Consider the following 16,096-nt stretch of genomic DNA (forward strand, 5'->3'; position numbering starts at 1 on the left):
CCTCACCCGGAAACAGCGCCACCAAGCGTCCGGCGTCGTCGTACTGATAGGCCGTCACCGCGCCCAGCGGGTCCTGCTCGACGGTCAGTCGGCCCTTGTCGTCGTAGGATTTGAAATGCCGGGCGCCGTCGGGATCAATGCGCTGTACCAGTCGCGCCCGGTCATCGTGGACATACACTTCCTGGCTGCCATCGGCGTTGTGCACGTTGACGCTGCCGTCATCGCCCCATACATAGCGCGTGTCCATCTGCGAAAAACTGGCCCAGTGCCGGACACAGCGCGCGGCTTTACCAGAGCTTTCCCACGCCCAAAAGAAACTCGCCCCACCGGCCAACTGCCGCTCAAGAATGACGTGCTGTTCGTCGTACCGATAAACCTCGCGCTCACCGACGGCATTGGTCGCCGATACCAGTCGTCCAGCATCGTCATAGGCGTAGGAAACGACGTTTTGCTCGGTCATCCAAACGAAGGGTTCGTGGCCTTGGGCGCGATGAACCTGGTAGTCCACCGCCACAATCCGGCCCAACTCGTAGCGCAAGAGCAAAGAACGCCCTGCACCGTTATCCAGTCGCTCAATGCGCCCCAACCGATCCCGGAAAATGCGCAATCGGTTGTCATACGCATCGCTGATCGCCGTCAGCACGCCGTCGCAAAAGTGATAAAACCGAGAAGACTGGGCCAGCACCAACTCATCCGGTGCAGACCCCAAGTAGATCGCCGCTTCCGCCAGGCTGTTGGTAATCGCCGGCCGAGCAGCCGTCGGCAAGGGCAGGGTGGTCGAGCGATTCTCATGGTCCGTCCACACCACCAAATCGCCTGAAACCACAAGCCGCTGCGCCAGCGCGTGACTCCAGCCAAACCCCAACCCGCAATCCACTTCCACCGCACTGGTGCGGTACAACCGCGTCCACTCGAACGGCAAGATGCCATCGAGCGCGCCATCGGTCAGGGTCAGCAGTTCCTCTCCGGTGACCATCGACACCGGGCAACCGTTAGTAACTGTTTTATCCGCAGAAGCCGCCGCATCGCCCTTCGGGTTCGACGCCACGGCCGGCACGTCATCCACCGACTCCTGCCGCACTAACGCCGTACGCTGCGTCTTATTGCGCACCATCGGCACCGCGTTCGAAACCAGCGTATCGCCCGCCTTCAACGGCGCTACCGGCACTGCCTTGACCGGCGTCGCCGCACTCCCCAGCAGCAACGGTTTGGCCGTCTGCACATGGGTTTCCAGCCCAGGCCCCGGCACCTGCCTGGCCAGCAACTCCAACAACGCCCGCGCCCGGCCGGATTTAATAGAACTCAACACCTGAGCCCCCAACCGAAGCTGCACCCCCATCCCCCGCGTAGCCCATATCAGCAGCAGGTTGATCAAGACTTCACCGGTGATCTCACCCAACAGTTCGTACATCTCGGGCGGCGGCAGCAGGCGTATCCAGCTGACCACCGCCGACAAATAGATAAACAGCAGCGGCTCATCACTGAGCACCAGCAAGCCCTGGGCGAGTGTGTCCTTGCCCAGTTTCAGCAGTTCATCGAGTTCGGCTTGGGAGAGGTACTGCAGCAACTTCTCGCTGTTGGACTTGAGGTTGGCCAGCAGGTCGTACAGCTCGGTGATGTTGTCCCACAGGTTGTAAAAGGCCTTGCCAATCCCGCTTGCAAAGGCCGCGCCCTGTTTGGCGCTGCGCTTGAAGGGCGGGGCCTTGGCGAAATCAGCCCACTGAGGCTCGAAGCGCTCGTGCCATTGCTTGCGCAGATCCGCTTCCAGCCCGGCGACCACCGACTGGTAGGACGCATACAGCGCCTTGACGTGGTCTTTGGAAACATTGGGGTAGAAGGTGATGCGGTACTGCTGATCGCGGGTGCACTCAGGGACTTCAAGCATGCCGCTGGGGCCGATGGTGCGGTGCAGCGGCGCGCCAATGGGCGTGCCGTCCGGTGCAATGGCTTGCAGCGTCACCGGCGTGTTGCCGATGGGGACGAAGCGGGTGCTCTCGAACAGATGCACCAGGGTCAGCCCACCCTGGGCCTTGCATTGAGCGACTGTGCGACTGGGCGTGTCGGAAGAGATCGGCGCCACCAGTGCGACGTCATCCCCGACCTTGAACACCTGCTCGACTTCCAGAGCCGAGCCACTGAAAAAGCTGTCGGCCCACGCGTCGAAGGTGTTCAGGCAATTGCGCAAATCCCCAAGCACACGTTCAACGTCCGGCGCTGTGGGGTCCATGGGCGCCAGGACGAAGCTGGCTATCACCGGAATCAAAAGACGGCCCCGACAACCGGAGCCCTAACGAAAAAAACCATCTGCACTCCTTCGCACTGACTAATCAGGCGAGGGACTTTGCAGCGGTTTGCGGGGCGGGGGAGTAGAGCTTATCTGGCAGTTACGTAGGAAGTTTCGTTTTGACCTCAAGTACTCTGAAACATGGCTGTAGGAGTCGGATTACGGGCTGATCGGTCCTACAGCTTCAACTGCCCAATCGCCTTACTCAGCTCTCCCGCCAGTGTCGCCAGTTCGTTGCTGGTGGTCGCTGAGTCGACGGTCTGCTGCACGGTATTCTCGGTCACATCACGAATGCTCACCACGGCGCGGTTCATCTCTTCGGCGACATGGCTCTGCTGTTCGGCGGCCACCGCAATCTGGGTGTTGCTCTCGCGCATCTGCGCCACGGCGCCGGTGATTTCGGCGAGCGCGGCGCCGGCTTCCTGGGCCTGCTGCACGCAGTCATCGGCCTTGAACGAGCTTTCCTGCATGAAGTCCACCGCGTCGCGGGTGCCGGCTTGCAGCGCCGAGACCATGCGGGTGATTTCGTCGGTGGAGCTCTGCACGCGTTTGGCCAGGTTGCGCACTTCGTCGGCGACTACCGCAAAGCCACGGCCCATTTCGCCAGCGCGGGCAGCTTCGATGGCGGCGTTGAGGGCGAGCAAATTGGTCTGTTCGGCGATGCTGTGGATCACCCCGACCACACCGTTGATTTTCTGGCTGTCTTCGGCGAGTTTCTGGATCATCTCAGCGGTCTGTTGCACACCGCTGGACAGCCCGGCGATTGAACGTTGCACGCGTGTGACCACTTCCTGGCCGCTGCCGGCAAGGGTATCGGCGGTTTGCGAGAGGTCGCGGGTGGCCCCGGCGTGCTGGGCAATATGGTGGACGGTGGCGGTCATTTCGTTGATCGCCGTGGCGGCCTGGTCGGTCTCGCTCTGCTGGCCGAGCATGCCGTGCTGCACCTCGTTCATGCTGCTGGCCAGGCGTGCGGCGCCCTCGTCCAATTGCCTGGCGGTCCGCGCCACGGTGTTGACCACCCGTTGGTAGCCGGCTTGCATGGCATTGAAGGCGCTGGCCATCTGCCCGACTTCATCCTTGCAAGCCAGGGGCACGCGGGCGGACAGGTCGCCGCTCTTTTCTACATGCAGCATCACGTCCTTGAGGGTGTTGAGCTGGCTGAGCAGGAAGCGGATCAGCAGTTGCGAGGCGCCGAGCATCGCGAGCATCAGGATCGCAACCGCCACCGCATAGTTGACGAAGCGTTCGCCGAACACTTGGCGCAGGCTTGGCGCGTAAGCAAGTACGGCGACCTGTTGTCCGTCGGCACGGCGGATGACCTCTGCGCCTATCAGCGGGTTTACGCCGAACAACGGCAGGTGACTGAGTTCGACCCAGCCGCTGGCGCCTTGCAAGATGGACAGATCCTGGCCTGCCCGTTGTGGCGCTTGGTCGCCGGTAAAGGTCAGCCAGTTCTCGCCAGTGGGGAGTGTCTTGTCGGTCGGCCAGGCGTTGAGCACCTGCGCCTGGGCCCTGGCCGAAACCTGGGACGCCTGGCTGCGGGCCTGTTGTTCGAGCTGCACGGCATACAGCACCAGCAGCAGGGTAGTGATGAAAGCCACCGCGTTGACGGCCCAGAATTTGTACTTCAGCGAGATATTGCTAAGCCAGGCACCCATGGAGGTTTTCTCTGATAGCGGAAACAGCATTGGCAAGGTGCCATTATTGTGCCGCTGCTCAGGAAAGGCTTTTTGACATGGGTCAATGCGCCGCATCACTCCACGGCAGGTAAGCCGAAGAAAGCGCGGGCACAGGCGGTACTGTGCGTCGCCAGGTCTTCCAGCGTTTCATGGCGATGCAGGGCAACTTCGCGCAGTACTTCGGTGAGGAAGGCGGGCTCATTGCGGCCGTTCTTCGGCTTGGGGCGCAGCGTGCGTGGCAGCAGGTAGGGCGCATCACTTTCCAGCATCAGACGGCCGCGGGGAATCTCCCTGACTAATGGGTGCAGATGCGTCCCACGCCGCTCATCGCAGATCCAGCCGGTGATACCAATGTGCAGATCAAGGTCGAGGTAGCTGAAAAGCGCCTGTTGTTCGCCAGTAAAGCAATGCACCACGGCGGCGGGCACGTGGTCACGGTAATCCTTGAGGATCTCCAACAGGCGCTGGTTGGCGTCGCGCTCGTGAAGGAACACTGGCAGTTTCAGTTCGACAGCCAGGGCCAGGTGTTCCTCGAGGACTTTTTCTTGCTGCGGACGCGGCGAAAAGTCCCGGTTGAAATCCAGTCCGCACTCGCCGACGGCACGCACACGCGCTTGGTTGAGCAAGTCGCGTAGACGCTGGGCGCTGTCGCTGCTCCAGGTGCTGGCGGAGTGGGGGTGGATGCCGGCCGTGCTGAACAGGCGTTGCCCACTTTCATCGAGGCTCGTGCACAGCGCCATGGCCTGCTCGCTGCCTTCGACACTGGTGCCGGTGAGCACCAATTGTTGCACGCCGGCGGCGTAGGCCCGCTCGAGAACGGCCGAGTGCCTCTCGTCGAAACTGGGGTTGGTCAGGTTGACGCCGATATCAATGAGTTGCATGGTGCTACCTCCGCCTGCGGCCGGAAAGCATATCAGAGCTGTAGATTTATAAGAAAAACGAAGAACTACAACGCGTTATAGCTGTCTTTGAACGTCGCCAGCGACATTGTGGCGGGCCCTTTGCCTCTCACCCTGTCGCCGTTGCACGCCTTGCCAGCGCATAAAGCGCTCTGTTTCTGACGCCCAACACCTGGTTTTTGACGAAGGCGTTGGCCAGTATTCTTTCCGGAGAGCGGATGATCCGACCCTCGGCGTTGCTTATGATGTGCGTGACGTTACTGCTGCCCATGGCGGCGGTCGCGCGTCTGGATGGGCCGCTGGAAGTGACCAAGCCCGGCAAGGTTCGTGACCTGGCAGAAATTCGCTCCAGTCGTACCCTGCGTGTGTTGGTCAACCAGAGCCGTAACAGCTCAGGTGAAGTGCAGGGCCAGGCCATCGGTGTCGAATACCATCGCCTGCGTGCTTTCGAGCAATACCTCAATGGCCGTGCCCGCGATGGGCAGGCGATCAACCTCAAGATCATTCCCAGGGCCAAGGACCAGTTGCTTGGCGCGCTGGCTCGTGGCGAAGGCGACCTGGTGGCCCCCGGCGAACTGCTGGACGTGAAGGCCGCGCACAAGATCAGCAGCAGTGACCCGATCGCCAGCGACGTGCCGTTGTGGCTGGTCGGCGTCAAGGGTGAGCGGCGATTTACCAGGTTGGAGCAGTTGTCGGGCCGTACCCTGGCGTTGACCACCGGCAGTGCGGCGGCCGATGCGATCAGCCAGGTCAACCAGAAACTGGCCCTGCACAAGCGCCCGCCGATCAAGGTGGAATGGGTCGACCCGAGCCTGGCTGTGGAAGACGTGCTGGAGATGGTGCAGGCCGGGATCTTTCACCTGACCATCGTTGAAAAACCGATTGCCGAGCGCTGGTCGAAAATCCTGCCCAAGTTGCGTTTTGACAAGCAGGTGGTCATCAGCGAGCCGGGCGACGAGTACTGGTTCGTGCGCCAGGATGCTTCGATGCTGCGGGCGAGCATCGATCGTTTCCTCAAGACTTACCACACCCCTTCCGATCAGGATGTGGCGTTCCAGCGTATCTATCGACGTCTTTACCAGGTGCGCAACCCGTTGGCCCGCGCCGACCGTCAACGCCTGGAAAAACTGCGCCCGGTCCTGCAAAAGCATGCGCGCGAGCAGGGCATGGACTGGTTGAACCTGGCCGCGCTGGCCTTCAAGGAGTCTGCGCTGGACCCTGGCGCACGCAACAGCGGTGGCCCTACCGGTTTGATGCAGATCACGCCCTCGGCGGCGCAACGGGTGGGCGTGAACAATATCGAGAATCTGGACAGTAATGTGCAGGCAGGCGCGCGCTACCTGGCCATGATCCGTCGCAAGTTCTTCGCCAGCCCCAAGCTCAATGAGCGTGAACGCATGGCCTTTGTGCTGGCGGCGTATAACATGGGCCCGGAGCGGGTGCAGGGCATGCGCACTGAAGCCAGGCGCCGGGGGCTCAACCCCAATCAGTGGTTCTTTCAGGTTGAACGCATTGCCATGGAGCAGGTAGGGATGGGCGGCGTCAGCTATGTTAATAGCGTCAACAAGTACTATCTGGCGTTCGACCGGGAGCGAGAGTCCCTGGAGCCGTCTGTGCCGAAAGTCGCGTCGGGTAAATAATCGAATTTACCGATGTTGATAACGCATTTTTTCGGCTTTTATCATTGTTTAAACTGATTAATATGGCGGCCAACCAACCCCTACCTGAAAAAGGATTTACCCTCATGAGCCCATTGATTACTCGTGTCCTGTCCACTCGCGCAGGTTTCGGCCTGACTGTTCTGCGCATCTTCGTCGGTATCATCTTTGCTGCCCACGGCTCGCAAAAACTCTTCGGCTGGTTCGGCGGTGGTGGTCTGGCTGGCACTGCCCAATGGATGGAAAGCATCGGTCTGGCGCCGGGCACCCTGATGGCAGTGTTGTCCGGCGGCACCGAGTTCTTTGCCGGCCTGGCGCTGATCATTGGCCTGCTCGCACGTCCTGCGGCACTGGGCCTGACCTTCCTGTCGCTGGTGGCGATCTTTTCGGTGCACATTCACAACGGGCTGTTCATGGCCAACAATGGCTATGAGTTTGCACTGGCGCTGCTTGGCGGCTCGCTGGCGGTACTGTTCGAAGGTGCCGGCAGACTGTCGGCTGACCGCGCCATCGCCAACTGACCGTTTCGCCAGGCACCAGGGGCCCGCCACGTGCGGGCCTTTTCGTTGCTCGGGATTCTTGACACTGCCCCGCCAGCTTCTCTAGGATGCTGCTCATGCGCCGATTTAAACAGCTAATTGCGGGGCGCCACTGGGCTCGATGCAGTCCGACAGAACCATGCACTGATCAGCAGGCACGGGTCGAAATACCGCTAAAGCGCTGGTTCGGTGTTGCCTCTCACCTGCCCGCAGACTTTTGAGGCAGAGACACGACACGATGAATGCACTACGCCCTCTGATACGCCTGGCCCCGATCACTGCGGACCTGACTCAGCGCAACCCGAAAATCCTCTTGGGCGGCAAGCACCAGCCGACGCTGCTGCGCTACCTTGATGGCTGGCCGCGTCGCACCGGGCGGCCTTCGGCGTTTCTGATCCAGTTCGTGGAAGACGGCGACTCCCTGACGCGTTTCGCCAGTAACAGCTTTGATCTCGCGGTGATCCAGGCACCGAGTGCAGGCAATGCCGAAGAGGTGATTCGCCAACTGACCCGGATTGCCCGGCAAGGGTTGATTGCCCGTCGCTGATTCCCGCCGCAAAGTGATCAGCTATAGGCCACTGGCGAACATCGGCGTCGACGCAGGCAGCGATACCGTAGCCAGGCTATCAGGCACAGCATCAGTGGTACCGTCGCGATCATCAGCAGCTTTATGTTGCGTTCGAAGCGGTTCAACGGCGCATACGCCTGCGCCTTGAGGGCGTGCAGTTCCATGGGCAGGCGCAGGCGCTCCTTGTTGAGCGCCTGCAATTGGGTATTGGTGTCCACAACCTGGGTGGCCAGGCCTGTGGCCTTTGGATTCAACCGTTGCCACGCTTGTTCGGTACGCTCAAGGCGACGTTCCAGTTCCGCTGCCTTTTCCCGATACGCCTGTGCAGCAGCTTCGCGCATGGGTTCCAGGGTGGTGAACGAACGCGACGTGATGTGCGGGCGTATATTGGCAAGTGATGCGGGAGCCGCCAGGTTATCCAGCGTATTCAGTACGAACTGTATGTTGTTGTTGGCCGTTGCCTGGCTGACAGCGTCGGCGAGTAAATCGGTATCGGCAACCACCACGACTTCGATCCGGGCAGCTTTTTGCAGGCCCGGCGGCTGTCCGCTGAAACCGTCAGGAAATGTCGAATAGGCCGGCCCCTCGAGACGCGCGGCGATCACCTGGCGCTGGCCTGAAGTGGAGGCTTCGTCAATCAGCGCATCGAACTGCGTCGCTGAAGCGAAACGCTCGGCGTCCAGCAGCGCAGACTGCCGAGAGCTTTGCAGCAGCGGGGTGAACGTCGTCCGGTTTTTTCGGGTACGCAAGAGCGCGCCACTGCTTGATACGCTCAGGCTATTGAGTTTCCAGGTGCTGATATCGTGAGCATTCATCGCTTGTCGTGGCAGTTTCAACCTGGCTGGGTGCAATACGGTGGGCATGCCTGGGCCGAGCGTTGCCGACGAGGCGTACAGGCTGTCAACCAGCAGCTTGTTGGCGGGTATGCGTATGCCCCAGGCGGTCAACATGTCATCGAGCTTGGAATCTACCGATACGGCTTCAGACCCCATCTCGCTGACCGGGTCGATGAAGATCATCAGCTTGCCGCCCCTGAAGACAAACTGTTCGATGGCGTAAAGCGCTTGTTCGGCCAGCGCCCTTGGTTGCACGACCATCAAGCTACCTATCGAGGCAGGCACCCGGGAGATGTTGGAGGCCAACTCTGTCAGGTTGAAATGCCCGCGCATCTGCTCCATCAATTGGCTGGCGGACTCATTCAACGGCAGCCCGGACAGCAGGGCGACGCTGGACGGTTGAGGGTGCATCAACCTATAGATCAGTTGGCTGATTTGATACTCAAGCAGCGGTTCGTCGACAGGGTTGAACGCATCGATGCGTTGCATACCTTGGCCGGCACGCGTGCCTATAAGGCCAAGGAATCCGTGTGTGTCATCCAGGCCGAACAAGCTGGCTTTGTAGGCATCTTCGGAAAAGGGGGCCGGATCAATAATGTGCAGATTGATCATGCCGTTGGCGGCTGCTTCGAACTCCTGGAGCAAGTCCTCTACGCGTTGGCCGAAGCGTTTGACGCTTCGGCTTTTTTTCGGGGCTGTGAGCGAGTTGAAGTAATACAAGTCCAGTGGGCTTTCAAGCGTCGCGAGCAGCTGCTGCGTCGAAGGTGACAACGTATGAATTTTCTGTTGTGAAAAGTCCCAGCGGATATCGGGTAGTTTGTTTAGCCAGACCAGATTGAATGCCAGGAACAGTAATGATATGACGGTCAACGTCATACCCATACGAAGAGCGGATCGCATCAGCGACTTTCCTTAGCTGTTTTTATAGTTGAGTGTCACGATGGTTGCAGAAAGGAAGGCAACGATCATGCTGACAAAATATAAACCGTCATGCAGTGTTATTTTGCCGTTGTCCATTGAACCGAAGCGGGAGATCGGGTCAAGTTTCATGAGGCTGTCAACTATCCAGATCGGCGCTTGATGTTCAAGTGCATCCAGGATTAAAGAAAGCCCGCTGATGGTCAGCAGCAAACCCATCGTGAGTAGGAAAATAATAATCCGCTGGTGCGTGAGTGCACATATAAAGCAACCGACAGACAGGTAACTTCCCGCCAGTAGCCAACTTGCCAGAAATTGTGATGCGATCACCCCGTTGTCGGGCGTTCCAAGATAATGGGCGGCCACCACGATAGGAAAATTCAACAACAGAGCCACACTGCATACAACCCAGGCTGCGAGGAATTTTCCGATCACGCGTTCTGCCGAGGTGAGGGGCAGGGTTTTCATCATGTCGGAAAAGCCGATGTTGCGTTCATCACACCACAGTTGCATCGATAAGCTGGGTATCAACAGCAGGTAGAGCCAGGGGTGCAGTTCGAAAAAAGCCTGCAAGTCATTGCTGTCGCGCTCCATCCAGCGATGGGTATGCAACCCCAGCGCCGTACATAGCACCAGGAAAAACGCCACGCTCAGGTAGGTGTGGGGGGTACAGGCATAGCTGGCGAGTTGGCGTTTGAATATCAGGGGCAGCAGTTTCAAGAGGATACCTCGTGGCTCAGATGGTGAACGACATCGTTCAGGCGACCAGGCTCCAGATGCAGTGACGTGATGTTCCAGCCGCGATGGGTGATGAGTGAATTGATGGCGGGGAAGATGGCGTGCCCGGGCATGGCCAGAACCGTCACTTTTCCTGGGCTTTGACGGTCTTCTTCGATGCCGGCAACTCCGGGCAATACGGCAAGGGCGAGTAAATCCAGGGGCGGATCCGCTGCGAGCGTCACCGCTTGGAAGTGCCGGGAGCTGCGCTGCAAGTCCGCCAGCGAAGAGTCGGCAATCAGCCGCCCGCCTGCGATTACCAAGGCACGGGTACAAATCTCGGACAGCGCGTCGTAATGGCGGGAGGCGATGATGATGCTCATTTCTTCGGCCAGGGACTGAACAAGCACCCTGAATTTGAGCCGTTGCTCGGCGTTCAGCCCTTCGGTGGGCTCGTCCAGCAGGAGGACGCTGGGGGAGTGCAAAATGGCTTGTGCAATTGCGACTCTGCGCTTCAAGTCAAGGCTGAGCCTATCGATAGGGCAGTTGAGTACGGGGTGTAGCTCCAGTCGCGTGGCGACCCGGTCCACCTGCCGGCGTTTTTCGGCACCCCTGAACCCTCGAGCGGCGGCAACAAAGTTGAGGATATTTTTGACCGACAGCGTGTGATGGGTTATGCCCCCCTGGAGCTGGTAACCGACGGCTTGCCTGGCGAGAATTGAATGGGTTTGGGTACTCAGACTCTGAATGCTGATGTGCCCACTGGTGGGCCTGGTCATGCCGGAAATCAAATTCAGCAACATTGTTTTACCGGCGCCATGCTCTCCAAGCAATCCCACGCATTCATGGCGTTGGGCACAGAACGAAAAGTCGCTTATCACGCTTTTTTTGCCCAGGTACTTTGTCAGGTTGCTGACTTCTATCATAGGTTTACCGAATCAATTGGGCGGTGCCTGAAGAAGGTTTCGTTGGTGGTGTCGGTGCGTTAAAAAGATTACGTTCAATACCTGCTCTTGGGAACGCTGGGTTCACTTAATAAGTAAAGTCCTACGTTTGAATTGATAATGCGCTGAAACAATTGTGTTGTTCTGAGTACTTAATAATGGTCGGATATTTGTCTGATATTTATATAAGGTTTTCTTTTTGCAATGAGGCCTGACTGCCATGATGCTTCTACGTACCCTTGTTCTTGAGCGCAGCGGGGAGGATGCTCCCGTCAACGGCGCACTGTTGTGTGGCTTTGCGGTCGAACAGACATCCTCCAACTTCCTGGTGTATAGCCTTGATGAAGAAGCCGAACCTGGTCATTCCAGGGTGTATATCGCCGCCTTGCGCAAAAAGCTCGAACGGTACTTTCTTGGCGGGATTGAGTCCAAAGAGGACTTGCAAGTAGCGATGCAAGTCTTTAAGCAAATTCTGATGATGGCGGCGGCATCCGGCAATAAGGAAAATGCCGTCACCGAGTCTCAGATCCCGTTTCACTTCATTGATCTGAAAGGCTGCAGATTGCCGCCTGCCAGGCCCGAAGATCATCACTCAGTGATCGTCAAAAAAGCGCTGGTGATGAAGGTGATTACATTGGGTATGTCCGCCCCCGCTGCGCCTGCCATCGAAAGCAGCGCGGTCATCGTGCCGTCGATCCGCTTCTCATCGCAAATGGTTGCACCGCCGCGGGGCAAGAGTCAGCCGGAGCCCGTGCCGACGCCTGTGGATGAAGTGTTAGTTGAAGAGCCGCCTCATTTGCCGGTCACGGTACCCGAGGTGCCGCGCGAGCCCGTCGAATCCAGCGCGCCGATCGCTCAGGCAGAGCCCATCGAAATGCCGTCGCAACCCCACGCTCCAAAGGAGAAGACCTCCATTCTCGAGATAGACAGCACGCTGAGCAATCTGGCCAGGGTTGCCCAGGAACTCACACAGAAAAAACAGGCGGTCATTGAGCGCGAAGAGATGCTCGAACAGTGGCAGGCTCGACTGCAGCAACAGCAGAATCAGCAGGATGAAAGAAGCCGAGCGTTGGACCAGCACCATTCGCGCCTGCAGGAACAAGAGCTGGAGGTGAGCCAAAGAACCGAAAAAATGGTGCTGATGATGTCGCAGTTATCGCTGATGCGACAACGCCTGCAAGGCACGCTCGTTGAACTCGACCAGGTCCTCGACGGGCAGGGCTGAGTCACTGTCGGGCTGGCTACTTTGCGCCGTTGATTTATGATCGATCCCCGCCAGCCGACGCCAGGGTATGATGCCGTGGTCTGTCGACACTATTGGACATTGCCTGGGGATGTACGCGTTTGAGTACCAAGCTGATTACCAAAGAAGGCCATGAAGCACTGAAAAAAGAGCTGGATTACCTTTGGCGTGAAAAGCGCCCGGACACCACGCGCAAGGTGACGTGGGCAGCCTCCCTGGGAGATCGCAGCGAAAACGCGGATTACCAGTACAACAAGAAGCTGTTGCGTGAGATCGATCGGCGGGTGCGCTACCTGCGCAAACGTCTGGAAGATATGCGCGTGGTGGAATACATGCCCGAGCAGGAGGGCAAGGTGTTTTTTGGTGCGTGGGTCGATGTCGAAAACGAGCAGGGCGAGACCAAGCGTTTTCGCATTGTGGGTTATGACGAGATCTACGACCGGATGGATTACATTTCTATCGACTCCCCCATGGCACGTGCACTGCTGCGCAAAGAGGTGGACGATGAAGCCATCGTACAGACCCCCGGCGGTGAGGTGTGCTGGTGGATTACCCGGATTGAATATGTGAAATAGCAACTGAGGGCCCTTGCTGGAGCAAGGGCCTTCAGCGTTTCAGCCCTCGCGCAGTACCGTCAGCGGGCTGGCGTTGAGCGCACGACGCGTGCCGAACACCCCGGCGGCACCGATCAGCGCCGCACCGATCACCGGCAACAGCAATAGCCAGGGGTGAGGGTGCCAGGTCAGGTCAAAGGCGTAGCGGTACAGCGCCCAGGTCACCAGTTCCGTGCCCAGTGCCGCCAGCAAACCACTGACCGCCCCCAGCAGGCCGAACTCGATGCGCCGGGCCTTGACCAGCAGCCTGCGCTCGGCGCCCAGCGCACGCAGCAGCGCACCTTGGCGGATCCGCTCATCCAACGTGGCCTGCAAGCCGGAAAACAGCACGGCCATGCCTGCAGCGAGCACGAACAGCAGCACGTATTCCACCGCCAGCGTCACCTGGGCAAGGATGCTGCGCAGCTGTTCCAGCAGCGCCTCGACCTGCAGGATAGTGACCGCCGGGAAGGCTCGGGACAGGTCGACGATCTGCTGGTCATGCCCGGGCGCCAGGTAGAAGCTGGTCAGGTAGGTGGTCGGCAAATCCTTCAAGGTGCCCGGTTGGAAGATCATGAAGAAGTTGGGCTGGAAGTTGTCCCAGTTGATGGTCCGAAGGCTGGTGACTCGTGCCTCGCGATTCTCCCCGCCAATGGTGAAGACCAGATGGTCGTTGAGCTTGAGTTTCAGGCTTTCAGCCACCTTGGCTTCCACCGAGACCCCAGGCATGCCATCGCCCGGTTGCGCCGTCCACCAGGTGCCCGCCGTCAGTACGTTACCCTGGGGTAAATCGGCGGCCCAGGTCAGGCTCAAGTCCCGTTGCACCGCGCGATCACCGCTGGAGTCCTTGCTGACGATCTCTTGTACGGGCTCGCCGTTGATGCTGATCAGCCGGCCGGGTACGACAGGATAAAGCGGTGCCGATTGCGCCTGAACTTCCAGAAGACGGGCGCCAAACGCCTCTTTGTCGGCCGGCAGGATATTCAGCGCGAAATAGTTGGGTGCATCCTTGGGCAACTGGTTCTGCCAGGTGTCGAGCAGCTCGCCGCGCAACAGGGCGATCAAGCCCATGGACAGCAGGATCAAGCCAAACGCCAGGGACTGGCCGGCTGCCGCCAATGGGTGGCGCAGCAACTGGCCCAGGCCCAGGCGCCACGGCAGGGAGGCCCGTGCGAGTAACCGGCGCAGGCTTTGCAGTAACAACAGCAGTAAGCCACCGAGGATCAATGCCGCCACCACGCCGCCGCCCAGTAATGCGAAGGTCAACACCAGATCAAGGCTCAGGCGCCACATGATCAGGCCCAGGGCAAAGAGCGCCGCGCCGTAAACCATCCAGGTGCTCGAAGGGATCGGCAGCAGGTCGCGACGCAATACCCGCAATGGCGGCACCCGGCCCAGCGCTGCCAGGGGCGGGAGCGCGAAGCCGGCGAGGGCGACGAGCCCGGTACCGATACCGGCAACGGCCGGCAACAGCCCACCGGGTGGCACGTCCGCCGGCAGCAGATCGTGCAGGAAGTAGAACAGCCCGAATTGTGCGAGCCAGCCGAGGAGGGCGCCGGTCAGGCTCGCCAACAGGCCCAGTACGCTCAGTTGCAGACTGAACAGCAACATGGCTTCGCGGCGTGACAGCCCCAGGCAGCGCAGCAGGGCGCTGGCATCGAAGCGACGACTGGCAAAGCGGTTGGCCGACAGCGCCACGGCCACACCGGCCAGCAATACCGCCACCAGGCTGGCCATATTCAGGTAACGCTCGGCCTTGCCCAGGGCGCCGCCAATCTGTTGGTTGCCATCGCGCGAGTCCTGCAGGCGCTGGTTGGCCGCCAGGCCCGGCTTGACCAGGTCGCGGTAGGTTTGCAGCGCCGTACTGCCGGGTGGGGCGCGCCACAGTTCGCGATAGCTTACGCGGCTGCCAGGCTGGAGCACGCCGGTGGCGTCCAGGTCCGCCAGGTTGATCATCACCCTGGGCGTGAGGCTGTAGAAATTGCCGGCGCGGTCGGGTTCATAGGTCAGTATGCGAGCCAGGCGCAGGGTTTTCATGCCGACGTCGATGCTGTCGCCGACCTTCAGGTCCAGTGCTGTCAGCAGCCGTGCTTCCACCCAGGCTTCGCCGGGTTTGGGGCCACCGCCTGGGGTTTCGGCACCAAAGGGCTCCCCCGTACTTTTGAGCTCGCCCCGCAGCGGGTACTGCTCGTTGACCGCCTTGATACTGGAGAGCTGGATGCCGTTGTCGGCCGCAATAACACTGGAGAATTCCACGATGCGCGCATGATCCAGGCCCAGTTCGGTGCCGGATCGGATTTGCTCGGGACGGGCCGGCGAGCTGCCTTCGAGTACCAGGTCCGCGCCCAGGAACTCGGTGGCGCGCAATAGCATGGCGCCGTTGAGGCGTGCGCCGAAATACCCGATAGCAGTGCTGGCGGCCACCGCCACCAGCAGAGCGAAGAACAACACGCGCAATTCGCCAGCGCGGGCATCGCGCAGTAATTGGCGCATGGCAAGACTGAACAGACGTAACAGCGGCAGGCGTGCCATCAAGGCTCCAGGGGCGCGACCATCAGGCCGGCTTCAAGGCGGATCAGGCGTCGGCAGCGATGGGCCAGGCGCTCGTCGTGGGTGACCAATACCAGGGTCGTGCCGCTCTCTTTATTGAGTTCGAACAGCAGGTCGCTGATGCGCTCGCCGGTATGGCTGTCGAGGTTGCCGGTGGGTTCGTCGGCAAACAGCACGTCCGGCTCGGCGGCAAACGCGCGGGCAATCGCCACGCGTTGCTGCTCGCCGCCGGAAAGCTGGCGTGGCGAATGGGTCAGGCGCTTGCCGAGGCCGACGCGCTCGAGCAGGTGCGTGGCGCGCTCGCGGGCATCTTTGCGGCCGTCGAGCTCCAGCGGCAGCATGACGTTTTCCAGCGCATTGAGGCTGTCGAGCAACTGAAAGGACTGGAATACGAAACCCACGTGTTCAGCACGGATACGCGCGCGTTGGTCCTCGTCGAGACTGCTCAGGGCTTGACCTGCCAGGGTGACTTCACCGCTGCTGGGCAGGTCAAGCCCGGCCAGCAGGCCGAGGAGGGTGGATTTGCCGGAACCGGAACTGCCGACGATAGCCAGGCTGTCGCCCTTGTTCAGTTCCAGGCTCAGTTCGTGCAGGATAGTCAGTTCACCTTCCGCGCTGGGAACCACTTTGCTGAGGTTCCGCGCGGTGAGAATACTTGCGCCCATGGA

13 protein-coding genes are annotated in these 16,096 nt (G+C 60.1%); 5 read left to right on the plus strand and 8 right to left on the minus strand.

The window, feature by feature from the left end:
- The 3 genes from PspCFBP13528_RS25040 to PspCFBP13528_RS25050 form a co-directional block, all read right to left on the minus strand.
- A partial coding sequence (locus PspCFBP13528_RS25040) for a DUF6531 domain-containing protein (RefSeq protein WP_137201741.1) occupies positions 1–2,263 on the minus strand: 2,263 nt, incomplete at its 3' end.
- A 197-nt stretch (positions 2,264–2,460) separates the two neighbouring features.
- The gene (locus tag PspCFBP13528_RS25045) at positions 2,461–3,942 is read right to left on the minus strand and encodes a methyl-accepting chemotaxis protein (RefSeq protein WP_065949218.1); all 1,482 of its coding nucleotides are present in this window, start codon (positions 3,940–3,942) and stop codon (positions 2,461–2,463) included.
- Between the two features lie 95 nt (positions 3,943–4,037).
- Positions 4,038–4,844 (minus strand): TatD family hydrolase, encoded by an 807-nt coding sequence (locus PspCFBP13528_RS25050; protein ID WP_137201742.1) that lies wholly within the window; start codon positions 4,842–4,844, stop codon positions 4,038–4,040.
- A gap of 236 nt (positions 4,845–5,080) precedes the next feature.
- On the opposite strand from PspCFBP13528_RS25050, the gene PspCFBP13528_RS25055 reads away from it, so the two are divergent.
- The 3 genes from PspCFBP13528_RS25055 (at position 5,081) to PspCFBP13528_RS25065 (ending at position 7,606) form a co-directional block, all read left to right on the plus strand.
- On the plus strand, positions 5,081–6,502 hold the full coding sequence (locus PspCFBP13528_RS25055; protein WP_137201743.1) for a transglycosylase SLT domain-containing protein: 1,422 nt from the start codon (positions 5,081–5,083) through the stop codon (positions 6,500–6,502).
- A gap of 104 nt (positions 6,503–6,606) precedes the next feature.
- On the plus strand, positions 6,607–7,041 hold the full coding sequence (locus tag PspCFBP13528_RS25060; RefSeq protein WP_065949204.1) for a DoxX family protein: 435 nt from the start codon (positions 6,607–6,609) through the stop codon (positions 7,039–7,041).
- A 256-nt stretch (positions 7,042–7,297) separates the two neighbouring features.
- Positions 7,298–7,606: a hypothetical protein gene (locus PspCFBP13528_RS25065; protein WP_065949203.1), complete on the plus strand. Its 309-nt coding sequence runs from the start codon at positions 7,298–7,300 to the stop codon at positions 7,604–7,606.
- 17 nt (positions 7,607–7,623) lie between these two features.
- Here PspCFBP13528_RS25065 and PspCFBP13528_RS25070 read toward each other — a convergent pair whose 3' ends face one another.
- From PspCFBP13528_RS25070 to PspCFBP13528_RS25080, 3 genes are read right to left on the minus strand one after another with little or no spacing between them, the layout of a single operon-like run.
- On the minus strand, positions 7,624–9,363 hold the full coding sequence (locus tag PspCFBP13528_RS25070; RefSeq protein ID WP_065949202.1) for a Gldg family protein: 1,740 nt from the start codon (positions 9,361–9,363) through the stop codon (positions 7,624–7,626).
- Between the two features lie 12 nt (positions 9,364–9,375).
- Positions 9,376–10,101 (minus strand): ABC transporter permease, encoded by a 726-nt coding sequence (locus PspCFBP13528_RS25075; RefSeq protein WP_101220241.1) that lies wholly within the window; start codon positions 10,099–10,101, stop codon positions 9,376–9,378.
- Positions 10,098–11,024 carry an ABC transporter ATP-binding protein gene (locus tag PspCFBP13528_RS25080; protein WP_065949200.1) on the minus strand — a complete coding sequence of 309 codons (927 nt, stop codon included), beginning with the start codon at positions 11,022–11,024 and terminating at the stop codon, positions 10,098–10,100. The genes PspCFBP13528_RS25075 and PspCFBP13528_RS25080 overlap by 4 nt, the downstream gene beginning before the upstream one ends.
- A gap of 238 nt (positions 11,025–11,262) precedes the next feature.
- On the opposite strand from PspCFBP13528_RS25080, the gene PspCFBP13528_RS25085 reads away from it, so the two are divergent.
- Together PspCFBP13528_RS25085 and greB are read left to right on the plus strand one after the other, a co-directional pair.
- Positions 11,263–12,267: a hypothetical protein gene (locus tag PspCFBP13528_RS25085; RefSeq protein WP_101220240.1), complete on the plus strand. Its 1,005-nt coding sequence runs from the start codon at positions 11,263–11,265 to the stop codon at positions 12,265–12,267.
- Positions 12,268–12,386: 119 nt separating this feature from the next.
- Positions 12,387–12,860 carry a transcription elongation factor GreB gene (gene greB, locus PspCFBP13528_RS25090; RefSeq protein ID WP_065892558.1) on the plus strand — a complete coding sequence of 158 codons (474 nt, stop codon included), beginning with the start codon at positions 12,387–12,389 and terminating at the stop codon, positions 12,858–12,860.
- A gap of 39 nt (positions 12,861–12,899) precedes the next feature.
- Here greB and PspCFBP13528_RS25095 read toward each other — a convergent pair whose 3' ends face one another.
- A complete protein-coding gene (locus PspCFBP13528_RS25095; RefSeq protein ID WP_137201744.1) occupies positions 12,900–15,410 on the minus strand; it encodes an ABC transporter permease in 2,511 nt (836 codons plus the stop codon).
- Positions 15,410–16,093 carry an ABC transporter ATP-binding protein gene (locus tag PspCFBP13528_RS25100; RefSeq protein WP_065885127.1) on the minus strand — a complete coding sequence of 228 codons (684 nt, stop codon included), beginning with the start codon at positions 16,091–16,093 and terminating at the stop codon, positions 15,410–15,412. Before PspCFBP13528_RS25100 ends, PspCFBP13528_RS25095 begins: the two co-directional genes overlap by 1 nt.
- Between the last annotated feature and the right edge of the window lie 3 nt (positions 16,094–16,096).

The sequence above is a fragment of the Pseudomonas sp. CFBP13528 genome (assembly GCF_005233615.1).
In the GTDB taxonomy this organism is placed as follows: Bacteria; Pseudomonadota; Gammaproteobacteria; order Pseudomonadales; family Pseudomonadaceae; genus Aquipseudomonas; species Aquipseudomonas fluorescens_AM.

Coding starts and splice junctions, on each gene's coding strand:
- PspCFBP13528_RS25050 (WP_137201742.1), bottom strand. CDS start 4,844: ATGCAACTCATTGATATCGGCGTCAACCTGACCAACCCCAGTTTCGAC.
- PspCFBP13528_RS25085 (WP_101220240.1), top strand. CDS start 11,263: ATGATGCTTCTACGTACCCTTGTTCTTGAGCGCAGCGGGGAGGATGCT.
- PspCFBP13528_RS25045 (WP_065949218.1), bottom strand. CDS start 3,942: ATGGGTGCCTGGCTTAGCAATATCTCGCTGAAGTACAAATTCTGGGCC.
- PspCFBP13528_RS25070 (WP_065949202.1), bottom strand. CDS start 9,363: ATGCGATCCGCTCTTCGTATGGGTATGACGTTGACCGTCATATCATTA.
- PspCFBP13528_RS25100 (WP_065885127.1), bottom strand. CDS start 16,093: ATGGGCGCAAGTATTCTCACCGCGCGGAACCTCAGCAAAGTGGTTCCC.
- PspCFBP13528_RS25095 (WP_137201744.1), bottom strand. CDS start 15,410: ATGGCACGCCTGCCGCTGTTACGTCTGTTCAGTCTTGCCATGCGCCAA.
- PspCFBP13528_RS25065 (WP_065949203.1), top strand. CDS start 7,298: ATGAATGCACTACGCCCTCTGATACGCCTGGCCCCGATCACTGCGGAC.
- PspCFBP13528_RS25060 (WP_065949204.1), top strand. CDS start 6,607: ATGAGCCCATTGATTACTCGTGTCCTGTCCACTCGCGCAGGTTTCGGC.
- PspCFBP13528_RS25080 (WP_065949200.1), bottom strand. CDS start 11,024: ATGATAGAAGTCAGCAACCTGACAAAGTACCTGGGCAAAAAAAGCGTG.
- PspCFBP13528_RS25055 (WP_137201743.1), top strand. CDS start 5,081: ATGATCCGACCCTCGGCGTTGCTTATGATGTGCGTGACGTTACTGCTG.